Below are 25,385 nucleotides of genomic sequence, written 5' to 3' on the forward strand. Positions count from 1 at the left end.
GACCCGGCCGCAGTGAAGTCGCTGCAGAGCTGAAATAGGTGCCGGGCCCGTTGCGGCCCGGCACCTTTTTGCGATTCCGCGCCTTAGCGGCGGATCAGTTCCAGGACACTGTCCCGCACCCGCTGCATGGTTGCCGCGTCCTTGCCTTCGACATTGAGCCGCAGCAGCGCTTCCGTGTTGGACGCGCGTACGTTGAACCACCAGTCGCCCGTTCCGGCGGCAATGCTCAAGCCATCGAGCTCATCCACGGTGATGCCGCTGTCACCTTCGAAGCCGGCGCGGACCCGGGCCACGGTGCTGGCGACGCCATCCACTGACGAATTGATTTCCCCGCTGGCCGTGTACGGCTCGAATTGTCGGCCAAGTTCAGAGAGCGGCACCGGCTGCTCACCCAGGGCCGCCAGGACATGCATCGCGGCCAGCATCCCGGTATCCGCGTTGTAAAAGTCACGGAAGTAGTAGTGCGCCGAGTGCTCGCCGCCGAACACTGCGCCCTCTGCGGCCATGCGGGCCTTGATAAAGGAGTGCCCGACCCGGGTGCGCACCGGCCGCCCGCCGGCGGCCGTGATGAACTCGGGTACCGCCTTTGAGGTGATCAGGTTGTGAATGACGGCTGGTTCCGCCGCGCTGGCGGTCTTTGCACGTGCAATCTCGCGAACGGCGATCAGCGACGTGATGGCAGACGGGGTCAGCGGCTGGCCTTTCTCATCCACCACAAAGCAGCGGTCCGCGTCTCCGTCAAAGGCCAGGCCGAGGTCTGCGCCGTGTTCGACGACGGCGGCCTGCAGATCGCGGAGGTTATCCGGGTCCAGGGGGTTTGCCGGATGGTTGGGGAAGGTGCCGTCCAACTCGAAGTACAGAGGCACCACTGAGAGAGGCAACGCCGGGAGGATCTGGTCCCCGAGAACTGCAGGGACCGTCAGCCCGGCCATGCCGTTTCCGGCGTCCACCACTACTTTGAGGGGGCGGATGCTGCCGAGGTTTACCAGACAAACATAGAATGTTGGATAAACAACATCAGCTTAGCCGCGGGAACGCTGGGGGTGTGAATTTGCCGCTGCCGAGCTGACGCGCCAGCCCCGTCGGGCCCGGGGAGCACACTGCGATCGCCCGGGACTCGGTGATGGCCGTACCGATGTTTATTCTCAATGCGGTGATCGGACGTTCTGTTCTCGTACGACCAGCTGTGGCCGCGGCTCGGACGGTCGCCGGTGCGCTGGCCAGGACGTGATCACCGCGCGGTTCGGTCAGCTGGTCAAAGCCGGGATGATGGCGCCTGAAAAGACTTGCCATGCGAGCGCTGTCTTGGCGATGAGGCTGAGAGTTATGTACACCCGTTCGCCGTAGAGGTAGTCGCGCCACGGACCCACCTGGCGGTACTGAAGCCACTGGTTAATCGCGAAGGTGTTGAAGAACAGGAACAGCGAGATGATGATGCCGTAGACGAAGGCGGGCGGCTCCACCGTGCCAGCCGACCCAGGGGACAAGAAGTAGACAAGGATCACGATCCAAGGCACCACCCCGGCCATGGACCCAAAGATGAAAGGCAGGAAATTGCCGCTGCCAGGCTTCTCGTATTTTTCCTGCAGCGCCCCGAAGCCGATCATCGCGGCATTGACGGCGAAGATTGAGAACAGGGCGGCGATATCGGTGATTCCTGTGGTCTGGGCGATCAGCCAGATCATCACGGACGAACTGAGTGAGTATTCGACCCAGCGGAAGTAGTTGTGGTTCGCTCTGAGCCCGGCACCGTAGCGCGGGAAGAACAGCGGCGACGCTACGGCGAAGTGGAACAGCGCGGAGAGGGCGAGGAACACAACAACGCCGGCACCCACATTGACGGCAAAAAGTTCCACGCGCTCAGCTGGCACCGGGAAGCCGGGAGGACCCGCCAGGTAGTCCGCGGTTACACCGAACGTGACCTGGGTGCTGAGCATTGTGAGGATGACCGCAAAGCCGATGGCCTGGACCAGGTGAAGAGAGCCAGCCACTACGTTGTAGGGGCGAAGACGGCGGACGTTGTCGTCGGCGGTCCGGGTTGTGCGCGCCATGGGGTGCTCCTCGATGAGCGGACGAACAGTGTCTGTGCTGCCCACGGTAGCAGTCGGGCGTCTGCGCGTGGCCATACATACGCCTGACTGCGCCAGGCCGAGGCTGGCTGGCTCCCACGCCGGGCCGGCAGGCTGAGCGGGCAGTAGCCACAGCATCTTGACACGCTCGGAACACCGGAATATGTTCTGACTTAACAGGGCATCTCGCCGGTTCCACTACTTTTTCCACAGTCTTTCTCGGCACTCCGCGCGGGGCTCGCTGCCCGGAATGGCAGCCTGACGGCGTGGGTTCGTGCGGCATGCCCGGTAAAGGCGCTGGGGGTCCCATCCGGTCTCTCGCCTGCAAGGAGTCGAAAATGTCTGAAGGTATTGGACTGATAGAGCGGTTTTACAAGGACGTACTAGAGAGCGGAAACCTCGCGCTCGTCGATGAGTTGGCAACGGACAGCTATGTCGATCACGAGGAGGGCCTCCCGGGACAACCGGCCGGCAGGGACGGGGTTAGGTACTTCGCGAACACAATGCGGTCGGCTTTCCCGGACATCAAGGTCAAAGAGATCGCGCCCTCAATTAGCGCCGGAAACATGGAGGCGTGCCACGTGATCCTGACGGGCACCCATCGTGGCGAACTCGCCGGCATCCCGGCAACGGGCAAGACCGTCGAGTTCGACTGCACCGACATCATCCGCGTCGAAGAAGGCAAGGTAGCCGAGCACTGGGGCACCACTGACAATTTGAGCATCATGCGGCAGATCGGCGCCATGGCTATGGCCTGAGTAAAACCGAAGCACGACGGCGGCCGGAACAGCCGCAGTCGTGCACCCAGGGAGGCTGTCCCCGCGTCCCGACCGGAAACGCGGACAGCCTTCTACGTCAGCTACGACTGGGGCGTTGCTCCGGGGCCTCCCCAGCACCTTGCACCGTGATGCCGTGCACCCCTATTTCCGGAGGCCCAGGCGGACCATGATGGCCACATAAGCTTCGGGGACCCCTCGCGCCGGTGATGGGTAGCGCGGCGTTGAAGAGTCCCTGTGGCTGCCCCGGCTCGGCGCAAGGGGCGGTCACGGACTCCGGACGAGGATTCCGGGGACCGAAACGGGGGAACAACGCCATCGCGACTTTGAACGCAAAGAAGGGAATGATCATGCTCAAGGATTCAAACATCATGGCTGTCCTCCCCGCGAAGGACATCAGCAGGGCGAAGGAGTTCTACCGGGACAAGTTGGGCATCGAACCCTCCGAATCCATGGAGGACGAGAGCGTCATGTACAGCTGCGGCCAAGGAACCCGCTTCCTCGTTTACCAGACAGATAATGCCGGGTCAGCGAAGAACACCCAGATGGGCTGGGAAACGGACAATCTCGAAGGCGAGATGGAGGAACTGCGGGGCCGCGGCGTCGTCTTTGAAGAGTACGACTTTCCCGGCCTGAAGACGGAGAACGGCATTGCCACCGCCGACTGGGGGAAGGCCGCCTGGTTCCTGGATAGCGAGGGCAACATCATCAACATCGCCCAGCGCGGGTAGGCCGGAGCCTGGCACCGATCAACGACGCAACGCATTGCCGCCGCCTGCCGCGAACCCGAGGGAGCCAGCTTCCGCGATCAAGGCGGGGGCCGGTTCAGCGTATCTGCGAAAGATTGGAACGCGGCACTTGGAAATCAGTGCCCGCACGCTACTTCGTGTCTGGTTCCCCACCCCGCAGGTGCCGGTGGTGCTGCTCGTAGCTGTCGAACACATCGGAAGACGTGGTTCCTGAATGGCCGAATTTGCCGCGAAGGACTTCCGCGAGCGCGTCCAGCGACGCGTGCAGCATCCGTCCGGCGAACTGGAGTTCAGGGCTCTCGCTGCGCTGGGCCTGGGATGCCAGCTCCTGGGCGTAGGCCACCGTGGCCGGTAACGAGCCGCGCTGCTCGACTTCACGGAAGTAATAGGTTTCGTGGAACGCAAGCAGATCTATGCTCACCGAAGCCACGTTTCCGGCCATTGATTCCAGCAGACCGGCAGCATGCACGGGATCCAGCGACAGTACACCCGCCGGCCCTGCAGCCTCCCTGAACAGGTTCAGCTGGTGGGCAAGGGTCCGGCGGCGGTTCAGGGCCGGAAACGTCTGCAGGATCCACGTGACCGTCGCCGTCAGCAACCCGAATCCGGCGACGGCCTGGAGGGCCACCACCAGCCGGAGCAGCGGATGCGCCGGCACGATGTCGCCGAACCCCACAGTGGAAAGCATGACCAGGGAGATGTAGAGCGCTTCGCCAAAGTCGCCCCGCTGTGGCACCCCGGCTCCGTGCACAAAACCGGCCGGCAGATGGGGCAGATAGAGCAGGGCCCAGCCGGTGGCCGCCAGACCTGCCCAGGCGCCAATGACGGCGGCCATGGCCAAAGGCGCTGCGATGAAGGAGCCCCGGCCCCGCGATTTCCTGGACACCAGCCAGAACCCGCGCATGATCGCCCGGCCTACGGGGCCCGTACCATGCGGATAGAGGAGCGTACGAAAGACGTCAACGAGCATCAGCAGAACCAGCCCGGCCCCCAAAACCGTCCAGAGCGTGTCCACTAAGTCCATGCCTCATCTTATGGGCGGCACTGCTTCGAATCCGCGATGGACATCACGGGCCGGGCTGACGCCGATGCCCGTTCACTGATGATCAAGCCGACGGGCAGCGTGCCCCCGCATCCCCAAGGAGCAGTGACACTGTCCGCGGGACCGGCCAGAGCCGGCCAGCCCCAACCTGCTTTGACACGGCGATAGCGGTGATGATCTTGCAGGTGGAGGCCAGCAGCACCGGTGTCTGCGTGGTCATCGGACGTCCGAAGTCATCGGCGCGGCCAAAGACGGCGTGCACCCGGACCCCGTCCCGGACGACGGCGACAGCGGAGCCTCAGTCCCGCAGCACCCACACGGCGTTGTTCGGCTGCAGCCGGCCGTCCTCCGCCAGCGACGCGGCGCTGAGCAGCACGGATCCGGCCGGGAGCCGCACCGGTTCAGTGCCCATCGCGACGGCGACGAGGAAGTCCGCGCTCCGCTCGCAGATGAGCAGGTTGCCCTCCTCCACCCGCCAGGTGCCGCCGTCGTCCGGGCCGAAGACTCCCGTCGTCCACAGCAGCCGGCGCATTTCCAGCGCTTTGGAGACCAGCGCCAGCGACGACGCCGGTCCTGCTGCTGACGCTCGATCGCGTGGATGCCCCAGTCCGCGGGGACCGGGAGCCAGGGTTCCGCGGCGGGTTCAGTCAGCGAGAAGCCGTGGTTCAGCGCCGCGTCCTCGGTCCACGGCAGCGGCACGCGGGCGCCGTCGCGGCAGACGCCGCCGCGGGCCCACATGGGATCCACCCGGGCCTCGAGCGGGACGTCCACCTCGGGCAGTCCGAGTTCCTGCCCCTGGTACAAGTACGCCGGGCCGGGCAGGCCCAGCAAAGCCACCAGCGCTGCGCGGGCCCGCAGCCCGCCGAGCTCCCCGCCGCCGAACCGCGTCACGGTGCGGACGATGTCGTGGTTCTCCAGCGCCCACGTCGGCGTGGCGCCGTGAAGCTGCCGCGCCGTTTCGAGCTCGTTCCCGACTTCTGCCCACGCCGCAGGGTCCCAGCCGAGTTTCACGAACGCGAAGGCGAAGGCCTGTTGCATCTCGTCCGCCCGGGTGTAGCGGGCGGCGCGGGCCGGTTCCAGGTTGACCTCGCCTACCAGCAGGCGGTGCGGCTGATACTTCTCCGCGAGGGTGCGCCAGCGGCGGTACACCTCGTGGACTTCCTCCTGGTCCGAGACCTGCGGGTTGGACCGGAGTCCGTCCACCACCCCGTCCGTGTAGGGCGAGTCCGGCAAGCCGTCGGCCTTGAACAGGGCATGGGCGACGTCGATCCGGAGGCCGTCCACGCCCTTGTCGAACCAGAAGCGCAGCACACCGTCGAAGTAGTCGCCGACGGCCGGGTTGCGCCAGTTCCAGTCCGGCTGTTCGGGGGAAAAGAGGTGCAGGTACCAGTCCGTGTCTGTCGCCGAGCCGGGGTTGGCGCGGCTCCAGGCGCGGCCGCCGAAGACGCTCTGCCAGTTGTTCGGCGGCGTGTTCGCGTCGCGCCCTTCAACAAAGTGGAACATGTCCCGTTCCGGCGAGCCCGGACCGGCCGCCAAAGCAGCCTGGAACAGCGGGTGCTCCGAGCGCGGGCAGGGCATCGTTGCGGTGGGCAACATGATCGCTGCCCTCCGCCAGGCCTTCAGTGTCGCCAACCCGTGCCGCTGCTTTTTGGCGAAGCGGCAGGAATCGGGTCAGCATGGGAAGTGGGCGCTGCCCGGCACCTTCCTGCGCGAACGCGAGACTCTGGGCGATGCGGTGCTGAGGTGCTTACGGGAGAAGGCCGGAATCTCCGGTCAGGTGCCTCGCCAGCTGCAGGTCTTTTACGAGCCCGGCCGCGATGACCGCGGCTGGGTACTGTCGGTGGCCCACGTTGATGTAGTGCCCCTGGCGGCCTTGGAGGAGGCGTTGACTTCCGACGGCGTCCGGCTGGCTTCGGCGACCAGGAACCGGAGCTGATCGCCGGGCTGCCGTACGGCCACGCGGAGATTGTGGCGAAGGCGGTGGAGTGGCTGCGGGCTGCCTACGCGGAGGCCCCGGATCCGGCGGAGCTGCTGGATGAGCCGTTCACGCTGCTCGCGGTTGTGGGTGCGGGTCTCGGCGTAACGACCACCCCGGCGAGGCGTTCGTTTGAATGGTGGACTTGGCATGAAGAATAGTGTCAACGGCAACCGGATCAGCGGATGCGCGGTCCCAGAGGAGTGCAGTGATCTACGCAGAACGCGGGAGTCTTAGAAACCGCCGCTCTTCCGTCTCGGAAATCATCCGGGGTTGAATCTGCTGCCAGGATCCACAGATTCGGATGGGATTTCAGCCGATGCTGCTCAACACGGACCGAGGAATCGGTTGGCAGTCATCAAAAGTCAACATCTGAACTTCAAGATCTTGGCCAGGGAGCCTGAATCATGGACTCTCTCCATCAGAGTCGCCGTTACCAAGCACCGGCCGGACCCATGAGCATCAGCGTCCTCTCCTAGACGTGCCGTATTTTGGGGATTTGTCGCGGTGAAAGGGCTGGAGCGCTGGTGCCTACGGGGCGGAGATCAGCCAGAACTGTTGCCAGCCCTAGTCCTCTACCTCAAAAAGCCCAATTTCTTCACGCTGACGACGTCACCGCGCGCCATCAGAAGGCCGTGCTTGCGCGTCCGTGGAAGCGAACTCCCAAGGGCAAAGGACACGCCACAGCGAGTCGTTTTGTATATTGTCGGTGGCTCCTCCCAGAATGAGAGCTGCATACGTACGCAGGACCAAAGATGGGGACTTAACAATGGTGTGGACCGACCGGCATGAAGCGTGTTTGACGCAGCTAACGATGATCATCGGCCAAGGTCGCTCGGTCCAGGAAGCGAAGGACACTCTGAAGATGCTGGGGCTAGATTCCGAGCTCCTCAATGCCGTTGAGACCCGCTACCGGAATATCTTGGAGGATGTACTCCGGACAAAAGACGATGAAGTACTGGCGCCCATGAACAAAGACCCCTGGTACTTCGGGCCGCAAGAAAGCGACCAGTTCTGGCCCAAGCTCCGTGACGAATTGCTCCAGAAACCAATGTGGAAAGAAGCGGTACCGTCCTTGGACGAGACTTCGACAGCTGTTGTGGCGCGGCTGGGCAATCCGTCCATCTCGCAATTCGCTACACGGGGCCTTGTTCTCGGCTACGTTCAGTCCGGTAAAACAGCGAACTTCACCGCAACGATAGCGAAGGCCGCCGATGCCGGCTATCGCCTCTTCATCGTCCTCTCCGGTGTGCACAACTCCCTCCGACGACAGACCCAGCTCCGCTTGGAGCAGCAAATCGTCGACGTCAATCCCATCAATTGGGTCGGTCTGACTACTGAAGACGCTGACTTCGGCAACCCTGTGATGGCCCTTCCGCTCGTCGCGGGCAGCGAGCTTAAGCTCCTTGCTGTGGTCAAGAAGAATGTTTCTCGTCTGACCAACCTTGTGAACTGGCTGGAGACGGCCCAGAAGCATGGGGCGCTCAACAAGTGCCCAATCCTCATAATTGACGACGAAGCAGACCAAGCAAGTGTCAACACTGCCAACACAACCAAACCTGGATCGGAACTGGATTCCTCGGCAATTCATGCCAAACTCAAGGAGCTGCTTAATTTCCCCAAGGTCAGCTATTTGGGATATACCGCGACTCCGTTTGCCAACGTGCTGGCGAACCCCAAGGATCCTGACGGGATCTATCCGCGCGACTTCATATATCCCCTCCCCAAGCCGAAGGACTACTTCGGGGCCGAAGAACTCTTCGGGACGCCCGTCTCGGAAGACGAGGAGTCGCCTGAGACCCAGGGCCACGACATGATCCGCTTCGTGCCCGAGGCAGAAGCCAAGGGGTATGTCGTTACCGCGAGGAAACTTCCCGTAGCGAAAGTCTCACCGGCTCTGGGAGACGCCATCAGGTGGTTCATCATGGCAACGGCTGCCCGGCGATTCCGAGTCGGCCACGCTGATCACTCCAGCATGCTCGTCCACACAACCATGCGTGTTCAGCCGCAGCTGGATTTCGTCCCGGTTATCAAGAAGTACATCAGAACACTTTCCGCGGAATGGTCCACCGGCGCAGTGAATCCTTGGCGCGAGCAGTGGGAATTCGAAACGCTGGCCGAGCCTGCCGAGCGGCACGAACTCCGGCCGATCAGCTTCGACGAGATGTCCTCTGCTGTAAGCGATGTCCTCGGCAAACTTCAGGTCTTGGCGGACAACAGTATCGCTGAGGAACGGCTCATCTACACCGACGAGCCAGCCACTGTCATCGCGGTTGGCGGAAACACACTGTCCCGCGGACTTACTTTGGAAGGCCTTATTTCGTCGTTCTTTCTCCGTGGTTCAACCATGTACGACTCGGCCCTTCAGATGGGACGCTGGTTCGGCTATCGAACCGGCTATGCAGACCTTCCCCGCGTGTGGACGACGGCATCGCTGGCCAAAGATTTCCGATTCCTGTCAGAGATCGAATCTTCAATCCGAGATGACATCGCGAGGTACGCAGTTGATGGCCTAACGCCCAACGAACTGGCTGTTCGACTTCTGCTGCACCCCAAGATGCAGATCACATCAAAGCTGAAGATGCAGTATGCAGTGCCCGTAGCCGCCTCTTTTAGCGCGGCCCGCCCACAGACCATCATGTTCGAGCACCGAAACGAGACCAGCGTTGTCGACAACTTGACAGCTGCCACGAGGCTAATCTCCGGCCACTCGGGGACCATCTCCAAGGGCGGCGCTGACAAGCCTGGCCCGCTTCTGATTACCGGGGTCCAGTCCGGAGACGTCCTTGAGTTCTTGGACAAGTATTCGTTCCATCCTTCTTCAGAGATGGGTGGGAAGTTGCTCACGGATTACGTCCGCCGGCAGCTCTCGTTCGGCAAACTGGCTTCCTGGAACGTCGCGGTGATCTCCCGTGATTCCAAACATGAAGATTATGAAGACGTAAGTTTGGGACTTGACCGTCCGTTCCACGCAATCGGCCGTTCACGAGTTGTCATCGGAGACGCCGAGGATTGGGGTGATTCCGGCTATCTGAAAGCCATCACATCCACGCCAGACTTCACTGTGGACCTTGACGGGCATCCGACGTCCACCGCCGCCGTTATCAAAGCCCGTAATGAGTCCGACACGCCGCTTCTCCTGATCTACCCCATCGCACCCAACTCGAAGCCGGGTAACCCAGAACGAGCTGCGGGCAAGAAGGGCGAGCAGCGCGTCGTATTGGACGCTGTTGGCCCGCTTGTGGGCCTTGCGTTGTCCTTGCCCCTCGCTGCTCCCGGCTCCGAACCCCGAGACATGATGCAAGTGGATTTGGGAACGCTGGACACGAGCGGTATTACCTCGTCGACGGATGATGATGGCTACGTGGACAACGAGAAAACGCTGAATCAGGTGTCTCTTGGCGGCTAGTCAGTATTCGTTCGAATCCATCTGGAACGTTGTTAGGTCCTTGGCGGTTCAAGGCACATCAGAACTTCATATGCATAGCCTCGGTTACGGAATTGAGGCTGGGATGCTAATGGCCGCGGCAAACCCAAACGGCCAGTTTGCTGTACTTGTCCCCTTGCTCGGCGACGAGGCATTCGCAGATCAGCCAGGCGGCAGGGCGATCCGGCTAACTCGGACTTTGGTTAAGGGCACACCGTACGCCTGCGTCATTTGCGCCGACCCGGACCTCAACGATGTCTTCATCATTTTCGTTCGGGACTTGGTCCAGCGTCTACCAGCGAGCGGGCCCTGTGCTGGCCTTCTGATTGAGCATGTTGACCACTGGAGAGACCTCTTCGCGGAGTCGAAAACGTCTGGTTTGTTGTCGCTTCCCCAAGTCGCAGGGCTCTTTGCTGAACTCCTGACCTTGGAGCGCATATTGTCACGTGACCAAGCGAGGAGGCTGGCAGTCTGGGCCGGCCCCGCGAAGTCACAGCATGACTTCAGATCTGCCGGTCATGCGCTGGAGGTCAAGGCGACGCTCGCTCGAGAAGGACAACGGACCAGCATCAGCAGCGTCGAACAACTGAATGCACCGGCCGGCAGCTCTCTCCACCTGAGTCTGTTCAAGCTTCAGATTGCGCCTGATGGGGATTCCCTGCCCAAGGCCGTTCGACGGATCAAGGCTCTGGGCGTTGACCCGCATCAGTTCGAACTGCTGCTTCTGCGATCTGGATACCGATCGGGCTTCGACGACGTCTATGGGGCTTACACTCTCAGCATCTATCAGGAACACACATTCGACGTGGTTGACAGTTCGTTCCCCAAGATTGTGCCAGGCTCCTTCGCTGGTGGACATGTGCCGCCTGGCGTGGAACAGATCAGCTACATCATCGACTTGGCTGGGAACGTGGGAGGGGCCCTGACACAGGGCCAGCTTGACGCGGTCTATGAGGCCGTAGCAGGAGGAGCGACCGATGCTTGATTGGATTCCTGAACGCCTTCCTGCAAGCGGCGGGCTGTCGGCCGAGGGCTTCTACAAGCTTCTGGGGCGTCCTTCCTTGGACCCTCTCACGGTGCTTGTCCGTGAAACGGCGCAAAACAGCTGGGATGCCCGCACAGAGGGTGCACGATCTGTTCGTTTCGAACTCGAACTTCGCAAAGCAGAAGACGGTCTGAGGCAGGTGTTGCGGACGGAGATATTCAAGAGCGCAAACATCGTTCACGGCACTCGGCTGGATCAAGTCCTCCAGGACCGGGACCTGCACGTGCTGACGGTCTCTGACCGTGGCACGCGCGGTCTTGACGGGCCGGCGACCGCCGACGAGGTTTCGATCGACGGAAAACAGAATTGGGCGAACTTCGTTCTCAATGCTGGAAAGTCCAAGACTGAAGGCAACACGGGCGGAACCTACGGATTCGGCAAAACTATCGCCTACGTCGTCTCCCAAGCCAATTCCGTCATCATCCACAGCCGCACGCAGCACAACGGGCGGACTATTTCCCGGCTTATCGCTGCTGCTATTGGCGAGCGGTTCGCGTCGCAGGGTAAGAACTTTACAGGCCGGCATTGGTGGGGGGTCAACGGGGGCGGCGCGCCCCTACCGATCGAGGGGGCTGCAGCCGAGGAGTTGGCCGCAAGGCTCGGCATGCCGCCATTTGCTGATGGCGAGCTGGGGACAAATGTCATGATCATTGCTCCAGAGCTTGGGCAACGGACTCCACACCAAGCGGTGACGTTCCTAAGCGAATCGATACTATGGCATCTGTGGCCCAAACTGGTCCCTCGTTCGGATGGCATTGTGCCCATCCAGTGCTCGGTTCGCCACGACGGCGCTGAAGTCCCTATCCCTGCGTTCACCAGTCGCCCTCCGCTCGCCAAGTACGTCGAGGCGTATCAAGAGCTAGTCATGGGGGAAGAAGTATCGATCACTTTCCAGAAGCGGGCTATTGGACGCAGCACACCCACCAAAATGCTCCTCGGTCATCTGGGTACTGTTCCTTTTGCGCGCGAGCAGCGAGCCTCCGTCGATGATGGGCACAACCCTGAAGACGACGATTCGCCACCGCCAGCGTCCCCGTTTACGAATTCTGCCGCACATCATGTCGCTTTGCTCCGTGGGCCTGAGCTCGTCATCGACTATTTGCCTGGCCCAGCGGCGCCCGACCCCGCTATCGAGTGGGTTGGCGTCTTCCGCGCGGCTGACGAATTCGATGGGATCTTTGCCCGGGCGGAGCCGCCCACACATGACGCCTGGAATCCGGACACCGTCGACGACAGGATCGAGAAGAACATTCTGCGAAAGGTTTTACGGGACATCCAGAGAGCCGTCACCGAACGGTGGGGCACCATTGCCCCGCCGCCGTCCAAGGGCGCCGTGAGCACCGCGGGAGTGGCGGACGCGCTCGGGCATTTGGTGCTTGGGAAATCGGGGCAGGGCAAGGGACGGCAACTTCGTCCAGCCCCTCCAGTTACTCCGGCTGCTGCTCGTCCGACTCTCTCGTTCATCGGATCCGGCGTCGAAATTGTGGACGATTTTCACGTTTCGAGAGCTATTTTCGACGTGACGCCGGCAAGAGGCCATAGTCGCACGCAGGTAAGTGTCAGAGTGGGCATCGCCCTCGATGGGCGTAGCTTGGATGCCTCACTCGATCAGTCGCTGCACCTTCGCCACTTCAGTATCGACGGTGTTGATTTCATCGTCAATGGAATCAACACCGATGTCACGGTTGTCGGTGAGCACAAACAGCGCATAGTCCTTGAAGCAGCGAACTCAGGGCGGTTGAGCGTGCTCTGGGACATCGATGCGAAGCTGGCGCAAGGAGAAGACAATTGAAAGTCAAAGTGCCCCCATTTCTGGTTCCGGCTACCGAGAACGTGACTTTCGATGGCTGGTACCAACAACTGGGCGATGAAAACGTCGCATTACCCGAAGAGCTCGAGCACTGGGATTACCAGACTCGGCTTGTCTTGTCCGCGTTCATTTCCATCAACGAACCACAGATTCTGTCCGAGTGTCACCTCGGACCCGGCGCGAGACTTGGCGTCTTGGTTGTGGCTTCCTCTGACGCTACGAGCACGGAGAGCGTGCTCGCGCTTGTCGATATTCCACGGGGTTGGAACGACACGCGCGCTGTTACCGTCGAAGTTCCAGGACAACATTTCGCCCGGCGGCTTACTGTCGACACGCAGGTGGTCGTGACCGTTCCGGACCCATTGGACGGAGTAGCACCCTCGAAACAAGGGTCGATCCTTTGGGCAGCGGAGCAGAAGACGTATCTGCAAGGCATCGGCGCGCAATTCCCTACATACGCCGAAGACTTTAATGTCACCAAGCCGAAACTGAACCACGCGGGTTGGGTGATCGAGATCGACACAACCGACCCCCACGCACTCTTCCTTTCCAACATCAAAGTCGTGTTGAACTCGGGTCGCCCCGAAATCCAGAAGCTCCTCAGCGGCGCAAAGGATTCGTCGACCGCTCAGCTCCAGAGACTGATCGACGTCGACGTTTCGAGGAGAATAGCGACGGCGGGACTCAGCATGCCTGAAGTCCTGGACAGTGAGGCAGATTTTGATGATCTCAGCGTGGCCGGCGGGCTCCGGGCGAGCCTGAGTCTCCTGTGGCCAGACGTCCCAGTAGATCATCTGGCCCATGAACTCGAGAATGATACGGGAGCCTTCGAGGCCCGAATTCAACAGAACCGAGGACTGTTCAAATGAGTGCCAATGATTGCGTCTTTCTCTATCCCAGGCTCGACGCTCACCGCGCCGCGCTGCTCATCGAAGAACATGGCGGACTCTCATTGGAGTCGCTTCGTGCCCTTGGATCCAGCCATCATTCGGATGCTGCGTGTTCGCCAACCGGTGGCCTCCCTGTATCTGAAGATCACCTTCTCGGCCTCCAGTTCACGCTGCGCGAACTGTGCCATGAGTTTGGTTTCCCGAAACCGCTCGCGACTTCTCGACAGGGCGAATTTGACCGCGTGTGCGGCACAATTCTTCGCCGTAACATGGGGATTGTTCCGGCGGATGCTGCAGAGGAGGGCGTGTGGTCATTCGTCACGCTAGTGCTAGTTCCCGAGCTTGCGCCTTGGCGGTTCCCGTCCCGACATGAGGATCGCCTCCTCGGCAAGCCTCGCAACACATTGCGCAGGCTCTGGTGGAGAGCTCATGTGCTGGGGCCCGATCTGACATGGGTTCCGCCAGGCTGCACGCCCCTGAATGAAGATGAGTCCGTCCAAATCATGGAGCGTCCAACGATCGCAAAAAGCGGAAGGCTCGCGCAACAGTTGAAGCAAGTCCTGTGGAGGCTCGAAACGAAGGGGTTTAAGGGCAACCGCGCAGAAGTGCTACGCGACGTGATCAAGCTGATACGTGCTGAGCGATCTCACATCGCCATGGACGCAATGCACAACAGCGTTCTCGCCACATATTTGGACGAGATCGTGGCAGAAGCGACTAGCCGAGTCGGCAAAAGTCAGGGCACACCAAGTGAAGATGCGGTCTGACATGGCTTAAGTTCTGATCTCGGGAGCGAGCCCGGCTTCAGTAACTTATCGGTAAAGTGGGGCTGGTGAACGCCCAGGACGGAGATACAAGGCCGGAATGGTGTTCTTTGACTCGCACCGCCTGAATGAAGTCCGCGATACTCATTAGCCAGGATCGCTGTGTGGCGGAGAATCCCTCCATCTGCAGCTCGGCAGGAATGACAAGCTGCAGATTTTCTGCTCTCATTTCAGCGGTCTGGTCCTCCGAAATTCCAGGTTGGAGTGTCAGTAGATGCTTATTCGGGATCCTGTCTGCTTCATTGAGAACCTGGCGCCAGCGATCCTTGAGCGTGGTTTTGGAACCGAGCATCGTCAGAAAGGCGTCGGGAAACTCACCGTCGTCGTAGGATGCCTTGGACGGGAACAGAAAGTCCGGCTCCTTCTTGCCTTCGGTCTTGGCCTTTTTGACGTACCGAATTCCGTGCACATCGAATAGCGCTTCAATGTGTTGCTCAAGCGAAAGACCCGCTCGTGACTTGCGGCGGTTATGCACGGACAGGGATAGTTTCAAGAAGGCATCAACATCCACGAGTCCGTTCGCATCCGTGAAGCCATCAGCGATCTGGGTCGAGATCCGGTGCTTTTCCAGCGTCCTGAACAGCTTGTGTTCCATGCCGACCCATCGCAAAAGAGTTTCGTCCGGTTCACTTAAGGGATCAACATCCGGGACAAGTTTTCGAGCGAATGCTGCAAATATGGGCGTTGACGGCCATGCCTCGCCGGGGAAGGTCCGTGCAACTTCGTCGAGCAGGTTGTCGTCACTGCTGTCGATCTCAATCCCCAGCATCTCCAACAACGCCTCGCTGGCCATTTCGTTGCGACCAGGTTGAGCCCGCATATCGTTTGCGACGAATAGCGCACCTTCCTCCTCCGGGCGAGAGTTGAATATCCACTCAAGTTGGCGGAGAACCGTAGAGCCTTGCTTGGCCATGACGAGAAGCAGCGACCCGTCGATCTTACGGGCTAGGAACATGGTGTCACCAGGGGCGGCGGCACGCACCACAGGCTCTGCCGCGGCTGGGTAGTAAAGCCGGTATTCAGGGCTCCGCTTGGGTTTATTTCCGCGCGTGTCGTACCAGGTCAGTTTCGACTCGAACAACTCTGGAATATCTTGCTCATCAGTCAAGTAGGCAAAGAAAGCCTTGTAGTGGGTCTTGACTGCGGGAGTGCCTAGTAATGCCCTGAATTCGGCGGCCCCATTGAATTCGTGCTGGTTGGACATCATCTTATTGACATCAACGGCGGCAAGTCTCTTGCTGGCGAAACCCCGAAAGTAGTCACCAATGTGAAGCATACTCAGGCAACTTCCTTCGCCTCGAGCGCACGTTGTTGAATAACAGACAAGACGTGCGGCTTAATGATCCGAGCAACCTCTTTGAACACTGGCATGACGACCGAGTTGCCGAACTGGCGGTACGCCTGGGTGTCGCTCACCGGAATAACAAAACCGTCGTCGTAACCCATCAGGCGCGCGCACTCGCGTGGGGTCAGTCGCCGCGGGCGCTTTCCTGGCTGTTCCACAAGGATTTCAGAACCATCTTTGTGGTAGCGCGCCGATAGCGTACGCGTGCGACTCTCGCCGGTGACGAGGCCGAAGCCGAACCCGTTACCTGCAGCCTTGTGCTTCTTGGCATAGTTCTGGAGGTAGATCCAGAGGTTCTCTGTCAGGGTGAACTTATCCAGGACTTTTTTGTTCTCATGATCGAAATACTTGTCTCCGTCGTGTGCGAGAATTGGTTCGGTACCGTCGGTTCGGTGAAGGATCTCTCCCAAAGTGTGACTCGACTTCTCCGGGAGAATGAGGTCATCCCACGTGAAGTTGGTAGGCCGGGCGAACCCAACGATCACGATGCGTTCGCGGTGCTGGGGAGTGAAGTGAGCGCCATCGATTATGCGCTCATGAACCTCGTAGCCGAGCTCCTGAAGGACATCCATGATCACCTTGAAAGTGTTCCCGCGATCGTGCGACTTGAGGTTTTTGACATTCTCAAGAACGAAAGCATCAGGCGACGTGGCCTTTAGGATTTCCTTGATTTCGAAGAATAGCGTCCCCTGCGTCGGGTCCTGGAAGCCGTGCGGCCGTCCAAGCGAATTCTTCTTGCTCACGCCCGCGATGGAGAACGGCTGGCACGGAAAGCCGGCCAATAAAACGTTGTGCTGAGGAACTTCTTCATGTTTGCCCATGATGTCACCGATGTACTCGTGGCCGTCGCCGAAGTTCACTTTATAGGTCTTCTCCGAGAACTTGTTCCACTCGGAGGTGAAGACGCATTCGCCACCATTGAGCTCGAAACCCTGCCGGATGCCGCCGATACCGGCAAATAGATCAATGAACGTGAAAGCCGGTTCATCGTGAAGGGTCGCGGAGCGTGGAATGAGAAGTGATTGGAGGGCTGATCCAAGCAGAGGTTTTGGAGTTGTCTCTCCACTCGCCCAGCGACTGATCGTCCGGCTGTCTACTCCCAGAGCGGAAGCCAGTTCGGCCTTAGTGAATCGATCAAGGGCAAGGTCTAAGAGGGCGAGAACTTCGCGTGAAGAATGTGTCGGCATGCGGACAGCATGTCATGTTCCTGACCCAGAGCTTGGCGCCACGCCGACAGTAGAACATACATTCTAACCCGGCGTAGTGCCGTTCGGCGGACTCTGCTTCGAGAACAAGCCGCTGCGCGCGCGTCATGAGGAGAAGATTGGTACGCCCGGAGGTCGGCCGAGTTGTGCTTCGCGCGAACTGTCATGTCTACCTGGCGCGGCTCCGGTTTTCGCTGTCCACTAGGTAACCAGAGCCTCGCTCCTGGCCCCGAGCCGTGCACGACGGCTGCGGTAGTCGGTGGACGAGCAAAAGGACTGCCCACGTTCCCGCATGGGAAGGTAGACAGCCCTTTGCCTGAGGAGACTTAGCCCGTAGCACCCACACAGCGTTGTTCGGCTGGAGCCAGCCGTCTTGGGCTAGAGGCGCGGCGCTGAGCAGCACAGATCCGGACGGCAGCCGCACCGGCTCGATGCCCATCGCGACGGCGACGAAGAAGTCGGCGCTCCGTTCGCAGATCAGCAGGTTCCCGGCTTCGACGCGCCAGGTGCCGCCGTCGTTGGGGCCGAAGACGTCCGTCTTCCACAGCAGGCGGCGCAGCTGCAGCGCTTTGGTCACCAGCGCCAGCGAGGAGTCTGGGTCCTGCTGCTGGAGTTCGATCGCGTGCGTGCCCCAGCCCGCCCAGTCTTTTGGTCGCGAGTGCATCGGTCCGTGACGATGCCTAGGTGTATTAACCACGGACGTTAGTGACACGCGGCGTGGATAGGTGACAAAAAGAAGACCTCCGGGTGGAGTGGGGCTTGTCTAGAGTCCAATTCCACAAACGGAGATCTTCGTGTCCCACCCTAATGCTTTTCTCGCTCCCCGGGGACGGCTTGAGCTGGCCCGGTGTGTTGTTGACGACGGGTGGCCGCTGCGGCGGGCCGCGGAGCGTTTCCAGATCTCCGTACCGACAGCGGCACGCTGGGCAGAGCGTTACCGCGAACACGGCGAGGACGGGATGGAGGACCGCTCCAGCCGCCCTCTTGGTTCCCCCTCGCGGACCCCGCAACGGCAGGAGCGGCGGATCATCGCCCTGCGCGTGAACCGGCGGTGGGGGCCCGCCCGGATCGGGTATCTGCTGGGCCTCCAGCCATCCACCGTGCACAAGGTCCTGTCCCGGTTCGGGCTGGCGAAACTTTCCTGGCTGGACCGTGCCACGGGCCGGGTGATCCGCCGCTACGAGCACGAGAAGCCCGGGGACATGATCCACGTCGACATCAAGAAACTCGGACGCATCCCCGACGGCGGCGGGCACCGCGTCATGGACCGGGCAGCAGGCAAGAGGAACAAGACAGGGACCGCGGCGAACCGGCGCCCCGGCTACGCCTACCTGCACAACGCCGTGGACGACCACTCCCGCTTCGCCTACACCGAGATCCTCGAAGACGAGAAGAAAGAGACCGCCGCCGCTTCTGGGAACGCGCCAACGAGGCCTTCAACACCGCCGGCATCACCGTGAAGCGCGTACTGACAGACAACGGCTCCTGCTACCGCTCACACGCCTTCAAAGACGCCCTGGGCCCTGACATCACACACAAACGAACACGGCCCTACCGGCCCCAGACCAACGGCAAGGTCGAGCGCTTCAACCGCACCATGCTCGAGGAGTCGGCCTACGCCCGCCCCTACACCTCAGAGACCGAGCGCGTTGCCGCTTTCCCGGCCTGGCTCCATGACTACAATCATCACCGAGGCCACACCTCACTCAAAGGTCAGCCACCGGCAAGCCGCGTCACTAACCTCCGTGGTTAATACACCTAGGATCCGCAGGCAGGTCTCTATCAGTAGCGGCAACCTAAGGCTGACACGTCATGACGAGTGGCCGGGAGCCGGAGCAGCGCGATGCGTGGTTTTAGTTGGTCGGCGGGCCCCCTCTTGGATGAGCCAGGACGGGCTCCGGCGGCTTGAGCTGGAGGTGCAGAGGGGGCAGTTACGCGCCTTTCGTCGAGATTACTTGTCGGAGCTTCTCGGGTGAGAGGGGTGGCCACGCTCTGTGCACCATCCGGTGGCAATTTGCACACAGAGGCACTAAGTCAACACTCGGATCGAGAGCCTTGGGAGCTTGCATCTTGCTTACAGGGACCAAGTGGTGAATTTCAACGAAGCCGTCTGACAAAGGGCCGTAGGTTTCGTCAAAGGAAAACCCGCATGCGCAGCATTTGCGGCCATGAATTTCTATGGCAACTTTCCGATTGAGGCGGCTGCGTTCGTAGCGACGTGAAAGCACTAGCATAAAACCGCCTTCCTCTTCGGGGTTGTAGTCACCCAAATGGGGTCGGTCAATTTGTGTCACAACAGACCAACTTGCATTCGCAGGCTCCACCGTCGGGGTCCACAACTTTTCGTCTGTGATTAGCCTGTCAATGGATAGCCAAAATAGTTCATCTTCCCGCTGGATGTGCAGGATGTCGCCAACAACTGCTCTATGTTTCTTCAGGAACCGACTGAGCCCGGTGAGGCGGTACTCATTGCGCGTGTTACGCCCAAGTAGTCTTCCATTATAGTAAATATACTCCATTTCAAACATTTCATTTGTATGGAAATCGATCGCTCGTAGCGTTGCGCGTGGGTTGAATTCATGGGGATTTAGGCTCGGGAAAAACCCAATCATCGAGCCTGACCTAGGGATTGTTATTCCGGCCTGATGCCCGCCTGTATCGCCGATGTCGTTAGCCGTCAATTTTTTAGTCGCTTTAGAACTCATCAATCCCTAACCGTGCACGCGTTGTGGGCGCTTGTTCCCCGTCGTCGAGTACCGGGGACTTCTAATCCCTGCTTGCCGCAGCAAGGCAATCATGAAATTGATATCACATGCGCGGCGATGGCGTCGGCGCCGTGGAAGACGCGATCGAAGTTCATCCGCTCCATGGCGGCCTCGGCCAAGGGCCCGACGAAGCTTTGGCTGACGCTGCGCAGCCGGCCGCCCAAGCAGTCCACCTCGATGCCCTGCGAATCGGCCAACTCCTGCATAGTGTTGATGCCCGGCGTCGTCACGGACAGCTTTTCGAAGCCGCGCAGTTCGCGGTCCAGGGCACCTACGGTGGAGTCGGCGTCGAGCAGGATGTCTCCCCCGGCCGGATCACGATCAGCATCTGTCGTCCACCTCTAACGGCGTCGGCGCAGCGGAACTGCTGCCCAAGCTGACCGGGAGGGCGGAGATGTATTCCTGCAGGTGGGCGATGACTTCGCCGTCGCGGATTAGGGCTGACTCCCACAGCCAGCAATCGTCACCAGGCTCCACGCCGACGCCGGGGGCCACGAACTCGGCGGTGGGCTGCCACTGCCGCTGAATGCGTTTGACCTCGAAGTCTTGTCCGGGGCCGCCAAGGACTTCCTCGAAGGGGCGGATCCGCTCGATTCCGATACGGGGTAGGGCGTCGGCGACGAACCGGCCGACGCCACGGCGGGCCCGGATGAGACCGTCCTCTTCGAGCAGCATCAGGGCCTCGCGGACCACAGTGCGGCTGACCTTCATGTCCGCGCCCAGCTCGGTTTCAGTAGGGAGCATCGAGCCGGGCGTCGGCAAGTTGTTGCGAACGGCTCCGGCGATCCGGGAATACACGGCAACCCGGAGGGGCGAACCGGGCTGGGCCTCCACCGGCTGGGATAGGAACCGGACGGCGTCCTAGTGCACGTTATTCCGCACTTGCGTCTGTTGGGGAATCTCAGTACCGCGGAGTGTGACGCGTTTGTTGGACAAAGCCCACTCGCAGGATGGGCCTCGCGCCGAAGCAGCTGGGCTGGTCGACGCCAGCGCCGAAGGTCCGGTTCCCCCAAAGTGCGGGACAATCGAAGACCCGACCATGAAAGCGGGCCGCCTTGATTAGTCTCCAGCAGGATGCCGACGGCTTCACCTGGCTGACTCCATGGGACTGAGCGCGGCCGGCGGCACCGGCCATCTCGATCCGCTGCTGTATCCGTGGGACCCGCCCGTGGCCTCGGGTGTCATGGACGGCGATGAATTCCGGCCCCTTGAGCTTCAGCCGGACTGGATGAAGCCCTCGCGCAAGTCAGCGCGGCACCGCTGGAAGCCCGTTCCCTGGTGGTCTCCATCGGCTCGAACTCAAGCGCCGACGTGATGCGGCGCAAATTCGCCAATTGCCACCAGCCTGTCAGCGCGGTCCTGCCGCTGGTCAGGGGGCAGTTGCACAACATCGCCGTTGGCCACTCCGCCCACGTGAGCAAGGCCGGCTACATTGCCGCCGCCCCGTATCCGCTGCTGGGAGAGTGCACAGCGGTCTGGCTTTCGTGGCTGGACGATGTCCAACTTATGGCCCTCGACGAAACGGAGCCCAACTACCGGCGGATCCAGATCGACGGCGAAGCCTGCCCGCTCGTGGCGGACCGCGGGGAACCTCCAGAGGAGTTTTCGCTGTTCACCTCGCGCTGGGGCGTGCTGACCGACAGCGACGGCGGGAAGCTTCCCTTCCTCGACCAGCCTGCGCTCTTCGGGCTCCTCGCCGGCAGCGGCGCCGGGGACCTCCTGGAGGAGGGGAAGTCCGTGTTCGGCGGGCCGCCGGAGCTTGTTGCGGAGCAACTCGCGATACCCTCGGTCCAGGCCTGGGCCAGGGACTGGTTCAGCTCGGCCGGCCTCGCTGCGCCAGTGGACTTCGAGGGACTTGCGCGGGGTAGCCACCCTTCTGGAACGTCGCCTTCACCTGGAGGCACTGTATCCGGCGATGTGCTGCGCAATGTATTCGGCATCGCGGCCCACGTCCGCCACGATAGACGAGCCGTGCCCGGTCAGCCACGGCAACCCGACGGCGTACAAGCCCGGGTGTTCGGCGACGCCGCGGTGGTGCCGGGGGCAGTTCCATTCGTCCAGCACCGGGATGCCCAGGATGCTGAAGTCCAGCCGGTCGCCCGTGGCCCAGAGGACCGACGTGACGTTGGCGGCTTCGAGGTTCAGCCTTGCCGGCTCCGAAGGAAGCCAGTCGTCCTTGCGCGGCGGCTCCGGCTCCGGTGCCGACTTGCCGGTGGCGGCAATATAGCTGTCGAACATCGGCTTCATCCGCTGGTAGAACGCCGCCTCCACCAGGGCCAGGCGTTCCGGAAGGTCATCACTGAAGACGAGGCCGCCGTCGTCGGCTGCTTCCAAATGGCCGTGCAGCCGGACGCCGCGGCGGCCGAGGTCCCGCAGGTGGATGTCGTGGCCGCCGTCGGCGCCGGAGACCAGCGGGTTGCAGACGAACCTCGCCGCGGGGGAGGGCAGCTGCCCAACGGTGAGGCCGTTCAGCCCGTAGTCGGGGCCGCAGCGTGCAAGCTGCATCATCCAATAGAGCAGGTCCTGGTCGCGGTACCGGCGCGGCGCTTCCGGGGATGTGGACACCGCCAGGTGTGTCCCACCGGTCCTGCCACGCCCCGCCAAGCGTTTCGCGCCGTTTCAGTAACTGATGTTCGACGCCGGCTCGGCTTAGCAAGAAGTGACAACTTCTCCGGCAATTCTCCCGACCCCGACGGTGAGCCCGCTTACACTAATCTGAGCTCTCCGGGCGAGATATTTCCTGGATGAAGTCTCACTGACGGAACGCGGCTCCGCCGATTCGCATAACTGGGGGAATGAAATTTGAAAAAATTGAAGGGCGTCGCCGTGGTGGCCTGCGCTGTCCTAGGGGCAATCGGTGGAGCCAGCCTGCTTGGGTTTAATGAGTATCCCTGGAGCGGGAAATCCACTGACCAGACAGTCATCATGCAGTCCATCAAGGACGTTTCGCAGCTGCAGAGTGCTATCGGGACCTTCGAATTGGTCGTAGACACTGGTGACGACAACGCATTCATGCCCGACGAAATTTCCGGGCGGCGAACACTGTTCTTGGCGGTTGGTACGGTAGACGCCCACGTCGATCTGTCAGGTATCAACGAGGGCGATCTGAAGGTGTCCTCCGATGGAAAGTCTGCCACGCTGCGTTTACCTGAGGCCCAACTGGAAAAACCCAACCTCGACCATGAAGCTTCCCAGGTGTATCGCAGGGACCGCGGAGTGCTTGACCGCATCGCTGACGTTTTTGGGTCCCCTGAGCAGGCGGCGATTTTCCTCCGAGCTGAGCACGAAATGGCTGCTGCGGCTGAAAAGTCCGAGCTCCGCGAGCGTGCTTCCACAAGTGCACGCTCCACCCTCACTGGACTCTTCAACTCCTTCGGAATGCAGGTCACCTTCCTGGATGCTGGCGCCGGTTAGTCCCAAAATACAGGGTGCCCGCGTCCTTCCCACCACGGACGGCCATCACTTGCACTGCCAGACGCGGCGGACAAGGCGGCACCTTTCACCATCCTGAACTTCAATTTTCGATCGGAGCTCGCATGTCTCAAGAACCTACACTGCTCTTCCTGCACGGCGTCGGTGACGGAAACAGGGACGGCGCTTGGCTGACCGGCCTCAACGTTGCGTTGTCCCGCCTGGGATATCCTTCCGTAGACCCGGAACGCCTAATCGCGCCAACCTACGCTCATGCACTACGAGGGAGCGACGAAACCTCTTCGCTCCCTCGAATAACCGTCAAGCAACCGGCCAGGGATAAAGTCCGCCAGAATCGCCGGGACTTCGAGCGCCGCACGGCAGCACTCGAATTCCGGCTGGGAAGACACAACCAAGGGAATGGCTGGGGCGGCGCTGAATTAGTCGTCAACGGGTCCGCCAACCTTCCCGGCTTCGGGCAAGTACGCAAGTACCTCGGAAACGGAGATATCCGGGCGCAGGTTCTGCATCGAATTTTGGAAAAACTGCCCGATTCCGGCCAGATCGTGATTATCGGTCATAGCCTGGGGTCCGTGATCGCCGCGGACCTCCTTCAGCGATTGCCAACAGGACTCGAGGTGGTTGGCTTGGTTACCATCGGCAGTCCACTCGCCAGCGGCCGGTTCGACGTCGACAAACTGCGCGAGAGCATGCAGGAGCCTCCCACCAACTTGGCCTGGTGGGCCAACTTCTGGAACGTGTTGGATCCAGTAGCGGCTCACAGGGGCCTGTCTTCGGTGTACAACTGGATGCTTGACTTCCGCATTGGTACCGGATTCAACCACCACGTACACGACGCTGAGGCATACCTCTCCCACGACGCCGTCGCCGAAGCCGTAGGTTTCGCGCTCTTCGGATCGAAATCCACCGAAATCGTCAGCGTTGACAAGGGTCTGGACATCCAACTGGATGCATCTGAACTCACTGCTTTGGTTGCCCTGCGCTATGCCTATCTGCTGAAATTACGGCTTGACGGCGAGCAAAGAGTCAGATTTGCTGGAGCCTTGCGGCAGGTGCAGGCGACTGCCATCAATGAGATCCGCCAACGGAATAGGGCAGCGGGTAGGCCGTTGCCGTCGCAAGTTGCCCGGTTGGCCTTCGACCCATCGGACCCAGAAGCCAAGGTGCCTGAGCCTCTGCCGAGCCGCCATCTGTCCAAAGAAGATGCGGTAACCCTGCTCACGGTTCTTGCATCCGAAAATGTCATCAGGCCGTTTGAAATCAACGTTGACCGCGATAAATGGCTCGGCGCCATGCAGGACCTCACTGCGGAGATGGGATTGGGAAGCCCATACGGTGCTCACGTTTTTGAGGCTGCAAAAAAGGCCCAGGACGTCCTCAGCGGGGCGCTTATGGTCAATTGGAAAAAATGGGGGGCATTGGGTGCTGGCGCCGTTGCGCTCGTGGTGGCCACCGGCGGCCTTGCCTTGGCTGCGGCACCCGGAGTGGTCGGCGCAGCCATCATCACAAGCGCCCTGGCCGGATTCGGCCCGGGCGGAATGATCGGTGGACTGTTGACCGCCGGCGCGCTGGTTGGGGCGGGCGGCGGTGGCATCGCCTTCAGCCTTGCCAGCCCTGATACCACAGCCGAAACCGTTGAAGCAGTGGTACAGCGTCGTCTGGCCGCTGCAATATTGCGGCAGCGGCAAAACCTTGAACCGGATTACGCATTGTGGGGGATCCTGGCAGCGAACGAGAGTGTGTTCCGCCGGGAATACGAACGTCTGGATGAGTTCTCCGACGAGTCAGCCCAAGGCCTGAAAGAGCTGAAAAAGAAACTCGAGACCATCGAAAGGGCGATGAAGTATTTGTCCGACAATGGCCTTGAGCCGGACCTGATCGAAGATCCTGCAGAGGGCCTACTAAATGCTGAAGAGAGCCAAGGCCGTGGTACACGCCAGCCTCAACTGCAACTCGAATAGGGTTTGCTAAACCCGAAGAAACGACCGTGACTTTGACCCGGCAGACGTGGCTGGGATCGATACACGCGAG

The 25,385-nt window shown here is 61.0% G+C and carries 22 protein-coding genes and 2 pseudogenes; 12 read left to right on the forward strand and 12 right to left on the reverse strand.

What is annotated here, in order from left to right:
- Window positions 1-83: 83 nt before the first annotated feature.
- Both ACZYZE_RS08580 and heR read right to left on the reverse strand, forming a co-directional pair.
- Window positions 84-1,010 (reverse strand): annotated as a pseudogene (locus ACZYZE_RS08580) (phosphohexomutase domain-containing protein); the annotation flags it as partial.
- 237 nt (window positions 1,011-1,247) lie between these two features.
- A complete protein-coding gene (heR, locus tag ACZYZE_RS08585; protein ID WP_463907323.1) occupies window positions 1,248-2,051 on the reverse strand; it encodes a heliorhodopsin HeR in 804 nt (267 codons plus the stop codon).
- A 356-nt stretch (window positions 2,052-2,407) separates the two neighbouring features.
- Here heR and ACZYZE_RS08590 point away from each other — a divergent pair, with 356 nt between their 5' ends.
- Both ACZYZE_RS08590 and ACZYZE_RS08595 read left to right on the forward strand, forming a co-directional pair.
- On the forward strand, window positions 2,408-2,827 hold the full coding sequence (locus ACZYZE_RS08590) for an ester cyclase (RefSeq protein ID WP_459319152.1): 420 nt from the start codon (window positions 2,408-2,410) through the stop codon (window positions 2,825-2,827).
- A gap of 368 nt (window positions 2,828-3,195) precedes the next feature.
- Complete coding sequence (locus ACZYZE_RS08595) at window positions 3,196-3,576, forward strand: VOC family protein (RefSeq protein WP_459319151.1); 381 nt, start codon at window positions 3,196-3,198, stop codon at window positions 3,574-3,576.
- Between the two features lie 148 nt (window positions 3,577-3,724).
- On the opposite strand, the gene ACZYZE_RS08600 is transcribed toward ACZYZE_RS08595, so the two are convergent.
- From ACZYZE_RS08600 to ACZYZE_RS08610, 3 genes are all read right to left on the reverse strand, one after another.
- Window positions 3,725-4,618 (reverse strand): potassium channel family protein, encoded by an 894-nt coding sequence (locus ACZYZE_RS08600; RefSeq protein ID WP_463907324.1) that lies wholly within the window; start codon window positions 4,616-4,618, stop codon window positions 3,725-3,727.
- 82 nt (window positions 4,619-4,700) lie between these two features.
- Window positions 4,701-4,898 carry a hypothetical protein gene (locus ACZYZE_RS08605; RefSeq protein WP_463907325.1) on the reverse strand — a complete coding sequence of 66 codons (198 nt, stop codon included), beginning with the start codon at window positions 4,896-4,898 and terminating at the stop codon, window positions 4,701-4,703.
- Entirely contained in the window at window positions 4,853-6,139 is a 1,287-nt protein-coding gene (locus ACZYZE_RS08610) for an alpha-amylase family glycosyl hydrolase (protein WP_463907326.1), read from the reverse strand. Before ACZYZE_RS08610 ends, ACZYZE_RS08605 begins: the two co-directional genes overlap by 46 nt.
- Here ACZYZE_RS08610 and ACZYZE_RS08615 point away from each other — a divergent pair.
- From ACZYZE_RS08615 to ACZYZE_RS08645, 7 genes are all read left to right on the forward strand, one after another.
- Window positions 6,138-6,572, forward strand: coding sequence for an NUDIX domain-containing protein (locus tag ACZYZE_RS08615; RefSeq protein WP_463907327.1), 435 nt, complete (start codon window positions 6,138-6,140; stop codon window positions 6,570-6,572). The two genes, ACZYZE_RS08610 and ACZYZE_RS08615, sit on opposite strands and share 2 nt — an antisense overlap.
- 32 nt (window positions 6,573-6,604) lie before the next feature.
- Window positions 6,605-6,772, forward strand: coding sequence for a hypothetical protein (locus ACZYZE_RS08620; RefSeq protein ID WP_463907328.1), 168 nt, complete (start codon window positions 6,605-6,607; stop codon window positions 6,770-6,772).
- 608 nt (window positions 6,773-7,380) lie between these two features.
- Window positions 7,381-10,020, forward strand: coding sequence for a Z1 domain-containing protein (locus ACZYZE_RS08625; protein ID WP_463907329.1), 2,640 nt, complete (start codon window positions 7,381-7,383; stop codon window positions 10,018-10,020).
- 109 nt (window positions 10,021-10,129) lie between these two features.
- On the forward strand, window positions 10,130-11,023 hold the full coding sequence (locus tag ACZYZE_RS08630) for a PD-(D/E)XK motif protein (RefSeq protein ID WP_463907330.1): 894 nt from the start codon (window positions 10,130-10,132) through the stop codon (window positions 11,021-11,023).
- Window positions 11,016-12,875, forward strand: a complete 1,860-nt coding sequence (locus ACZYZE_RS08635) for a hypothetical protein (protein ID WP_463907331.1) — start codon at window positions 11,016-11,018, stop codon at window positions 12,873-12,875. Before ACZYZE_RS08630 ends, ACZYZE_RS08635 begins: the two co-directional genes overlap by 8 nt.
- A complete protein-coding gene (locus ACZYZE_RS08640; RefSeq protein ID WP_463907332.1) occupies window positions 12,872-13,762 on the forward strand; it encodes a hypothetical protein in 891 nt (296 codons plus the stop codon). Before ACZYZE_RS08635 ends, ACZYZE_RS08640 begins: the two co-directional genes overlap by 4 nt.
- Complete coding sequence (locus tag ACZYZE_RS08645; RefSeq protein WP_463907333.1) at window positions 13,759-14,550, forward strand: DUF6339 family protein; 792 nt, start codon at window positions 13,759-13,761, stop codon at window positions 14,548-14,550. Before ACZYZE_RS08640 ends, ACZYZE_RS08645 begins: the two co-directional genes overlap by 4 nt.
- 37 nt (window positions 14,551-14,587) lie before the next feature.
- On the opposite strand, the gene ACZYZE_RS08650 is transcribed toward ACZYZE_RS08645, so the two are convergent.
- From ACZYZE_RS08650 to ACZYZE_RS08660, 3 genes are all read right to left on the reverse strand, one after another.
- Complete coding sequence (locus tag ACZYZE_RS08650; protein WP_463907334.1) at window positions 14,588-15,883, reverse strand: type II restriction endonuclease; 1,296 nt, start codon at window positions 15,881-15,883, stop codon at window positions 14,588-14,590.
- A 2-nt stretch (window positions 15,884-15,885) separates the two neighbouring features.
- Window positions 15,886-17,139, reverse strand: a complete 1,254-nt coding sequence (gene dcm, locus ACZYZE_RS08655; RefSeq protein ID WP_463907335.1) for a DNA (cytosine-5-)-methyltransferase — start codon at window positions 17,137-17,139, stop codon at window positions 15,886-15,888.
- Between the two features lie 187 nt (window positions 17,140-17,326).
- Window positions 17,327-17,821: a hypothetical protein gene (locus tag ACZYZE_RS08660; protein WP_463907336.1), complete on the reverse strand. Its 495-nt coding sequence runs from the start codon at window positions 17,819-17,821 to the stop codon at window positions 17,327-17,329.
- Between the two features lie 130 nt (window positions 17,822-17,951).
- Between ACZYZE_RS08660 and ACZYZE_RS08665 the strand changes: the two are divergent.
- Window positions 17,952-18,910, forward strand: a pseudogene (locus tag ACZYZE_RS08665) (IS481 family transposase).
- A 178-nt stretch (window positions 18,911-19,088) separates the two neighbouring features.
- Here ACZYZE_RS08665 and ACZYZE_RS08670 read toward each other — a convergent pair.
- The 4 genes from ACZYZE_RS08670 to ACZYZE_RS08685 form a co-directional block, all read right to left on the reverse strand.
- Window positions 19,089-19,862: an EcoRII N-terminal effector-binding domain-containing protein gene (locus ACZYZE_RS08670; protein WP_463907337.1), complete on the reverse strand. Its 774-nt coding sequence runs from the start codon at window positions 19,860-19,862 to the stop codon at window positions 19,089-19,091.
- An 89-nt stretch (window positions 19,863-19,951) separates the two neighbouring features.
- Entirely contained in the window at window positions 19,952-20,221 is a 270-nt protein-coding gene (locus ACZYZE_RS08675) for a DeoR/GlpR family DNA-binding transcription regulator (RefSeq protein WP_463907374.1), read from the reverse strand.
- A gap of 22 nt (window positions 20,222-20,243) precedes the next feature.
- The gene (locus ACZYZE_RS08680) at window positions 20,244-20,756 is read right to left on the reverse strand and encodes a GntR family transcriptional regulator (protein WP_463907338.1); all 513 of its coding nucleotides are present in this window, start codon (window positions 20,754-20,756) and stop codon (window positions 20,244-20,246) included.
- A 1,056-nt stretch (window positions 20,757-21,812) separates the two neighbouring features.
- Entirely contained in the window at window positions 21,813-22,487 is a 675-nt protein-coding gene (locus tag ACZYZE_RS08685; protein WP_463907339.1) for a hypothetical protein, read from the reverse strand.
- A 237-nt stretch (window positions 22,488-22,724) separates the two neighbouring features.
- Here ACZYZE_RS08685 and ACZYZE_RS08690 point away from each other — a divergent pair, with 237 nt between their 5' ends.
- A complete protein-coding gene (locus ACZYZE_RS08690) occupies window positions 22,725-23,336 on the forward strand; it encodes a DUF4230 domain-containing protein (protein ID WP_463907340.1) in 612 nt (203 codons plus the stop codon).
- A gap of 122 nt (window positions 23,337-23,458) precedes the next feature.
- Window positions 23,459-25,315 (forward strand): hypothetical protein, encoded by a 1,857-nt coding sequence (locus tag ACZYZE_RS08695; protein ID WP_463907341.1) that lies wholly within the window; start codon window positions 23,459-23,461, stop codon window positions 25,313-25,315.
- Window positions 25,316-25,385 lie beyond the last annotated feature (70 nt).

The organism is Pseudarthrobacter woesei (assembly GCF_055412745.1).

Excerpts from the sequence above, each read along its gene's own strand:
- heR (WP_463907323.1), bottom strand. The coding sequence starts at position 2,051 with ATGGCGCGCACAACCCGGACCGCCGACGACAACGTCCGCCGTCTTCGC.
- ACZYZE_RS08590 (WP_459319152.1), top strand. The coding sequence starts at position 2,408 with ATGTCTGAAGGTATTGGACTGATAGAGCGGTTTTACAAGGACGTACTA.
- ACZYZE_RS08595 (WP_459319151.1), top strand. The coding sequence starts at position 3,196 with ATGCTCAAGGATTCAAACATCATGGCTGTCCTCCCCGCGAAGGACATC.
- ACZYZE_RS08600 (WP_463907324.1), bottom strand. The coding sequence starts at position 4,618 with ATGGACTTAGTGGACACGCTCTGGACGGTTTTGGGGGCCGGGCTGGTT.
- ACZYZE_RS08615 (WP_463907327.1), top strand. The coding sequence starts at position 6,138 with ATGTCCCGTTCCGGCGAGCCCGGACCGGCCGCCAAAGCAGCCTGGAAC.
- ACZYZE_RS08610 (WP_463907326.1), bottom strand. The coding sequence starts at position 6,139 with ATGTTCCACTTTGTTGAAGGGCGCGACGCGAACACGCCGCCGAACAAC.
- ACZYZE_RS08625 (WP_463907329.1), top strand. The coding sequence starts at position 7,381 with ATGGTGTGGACCGACCGGCATGAAGCGTGTTTGACGCAGCTAACGATG.
- ACZYZE_RS08630 (WP_463907330.1), top strand. The coding sequence starts at position 10,130 with ATGGCCGCGGCAAACCCAAACGGCCAGTTTGCTGTACTTGTCCCCTTG.
- ACZYZE_RS08635 (WP_463907331.1), top strand. The coding sequence starts at position 11,016 with ATGCTTGATTGGATTCCTGAACGCCTTCCTGCAAGCGGCGGGCTGTCG.
- ACZYZE_RS08645 (WP_463907333.1), top strand. The coding sequence starts at position 13,759 with ATGAGTGCCAATGATTGCGTCTTTCTCTATCCCAGGCTCGACGCTCAC.
- ACZYZE_RS08650 (WP_463907334.1), bottom strand. The coding sequence starts at position 15,883 with ATGCTTCACATTGGTGACTACTTTCGGGGTTTCGCCAGCAAGAGACTT.
- dcm (WP_463907335.1), bottom strand. The coding sequence starts at position 17,139 with ATGCCGACACATTCTTCACGCGAAGTTCTCGCCCTCTTAGACCTTGCC.
- ACZYZE_RS08660 (WP_463907336.1), bottom strand. The coding sequence starts at position 17,821 with ATGCACTCGCGACCAAAAGACTGGGCGGGCTGGGGCACGCACGCGATC.
- ACZYZE_RS08670 (WP_463907337.1), bottom strand. The coding sequence starts at position 19,862 with ATGAGTTCTAAAGCGACTAAAAAATTGACGGCTAACGACATCGGCGAT.
- ACZYZE_RS08695 (WP_463907341.1), top strand. The coding sequence starts at position 23,459 with ATGTCTCAAGAACCTACACTGCTCTTCCTGCACGGCGTCGGTGACGGA.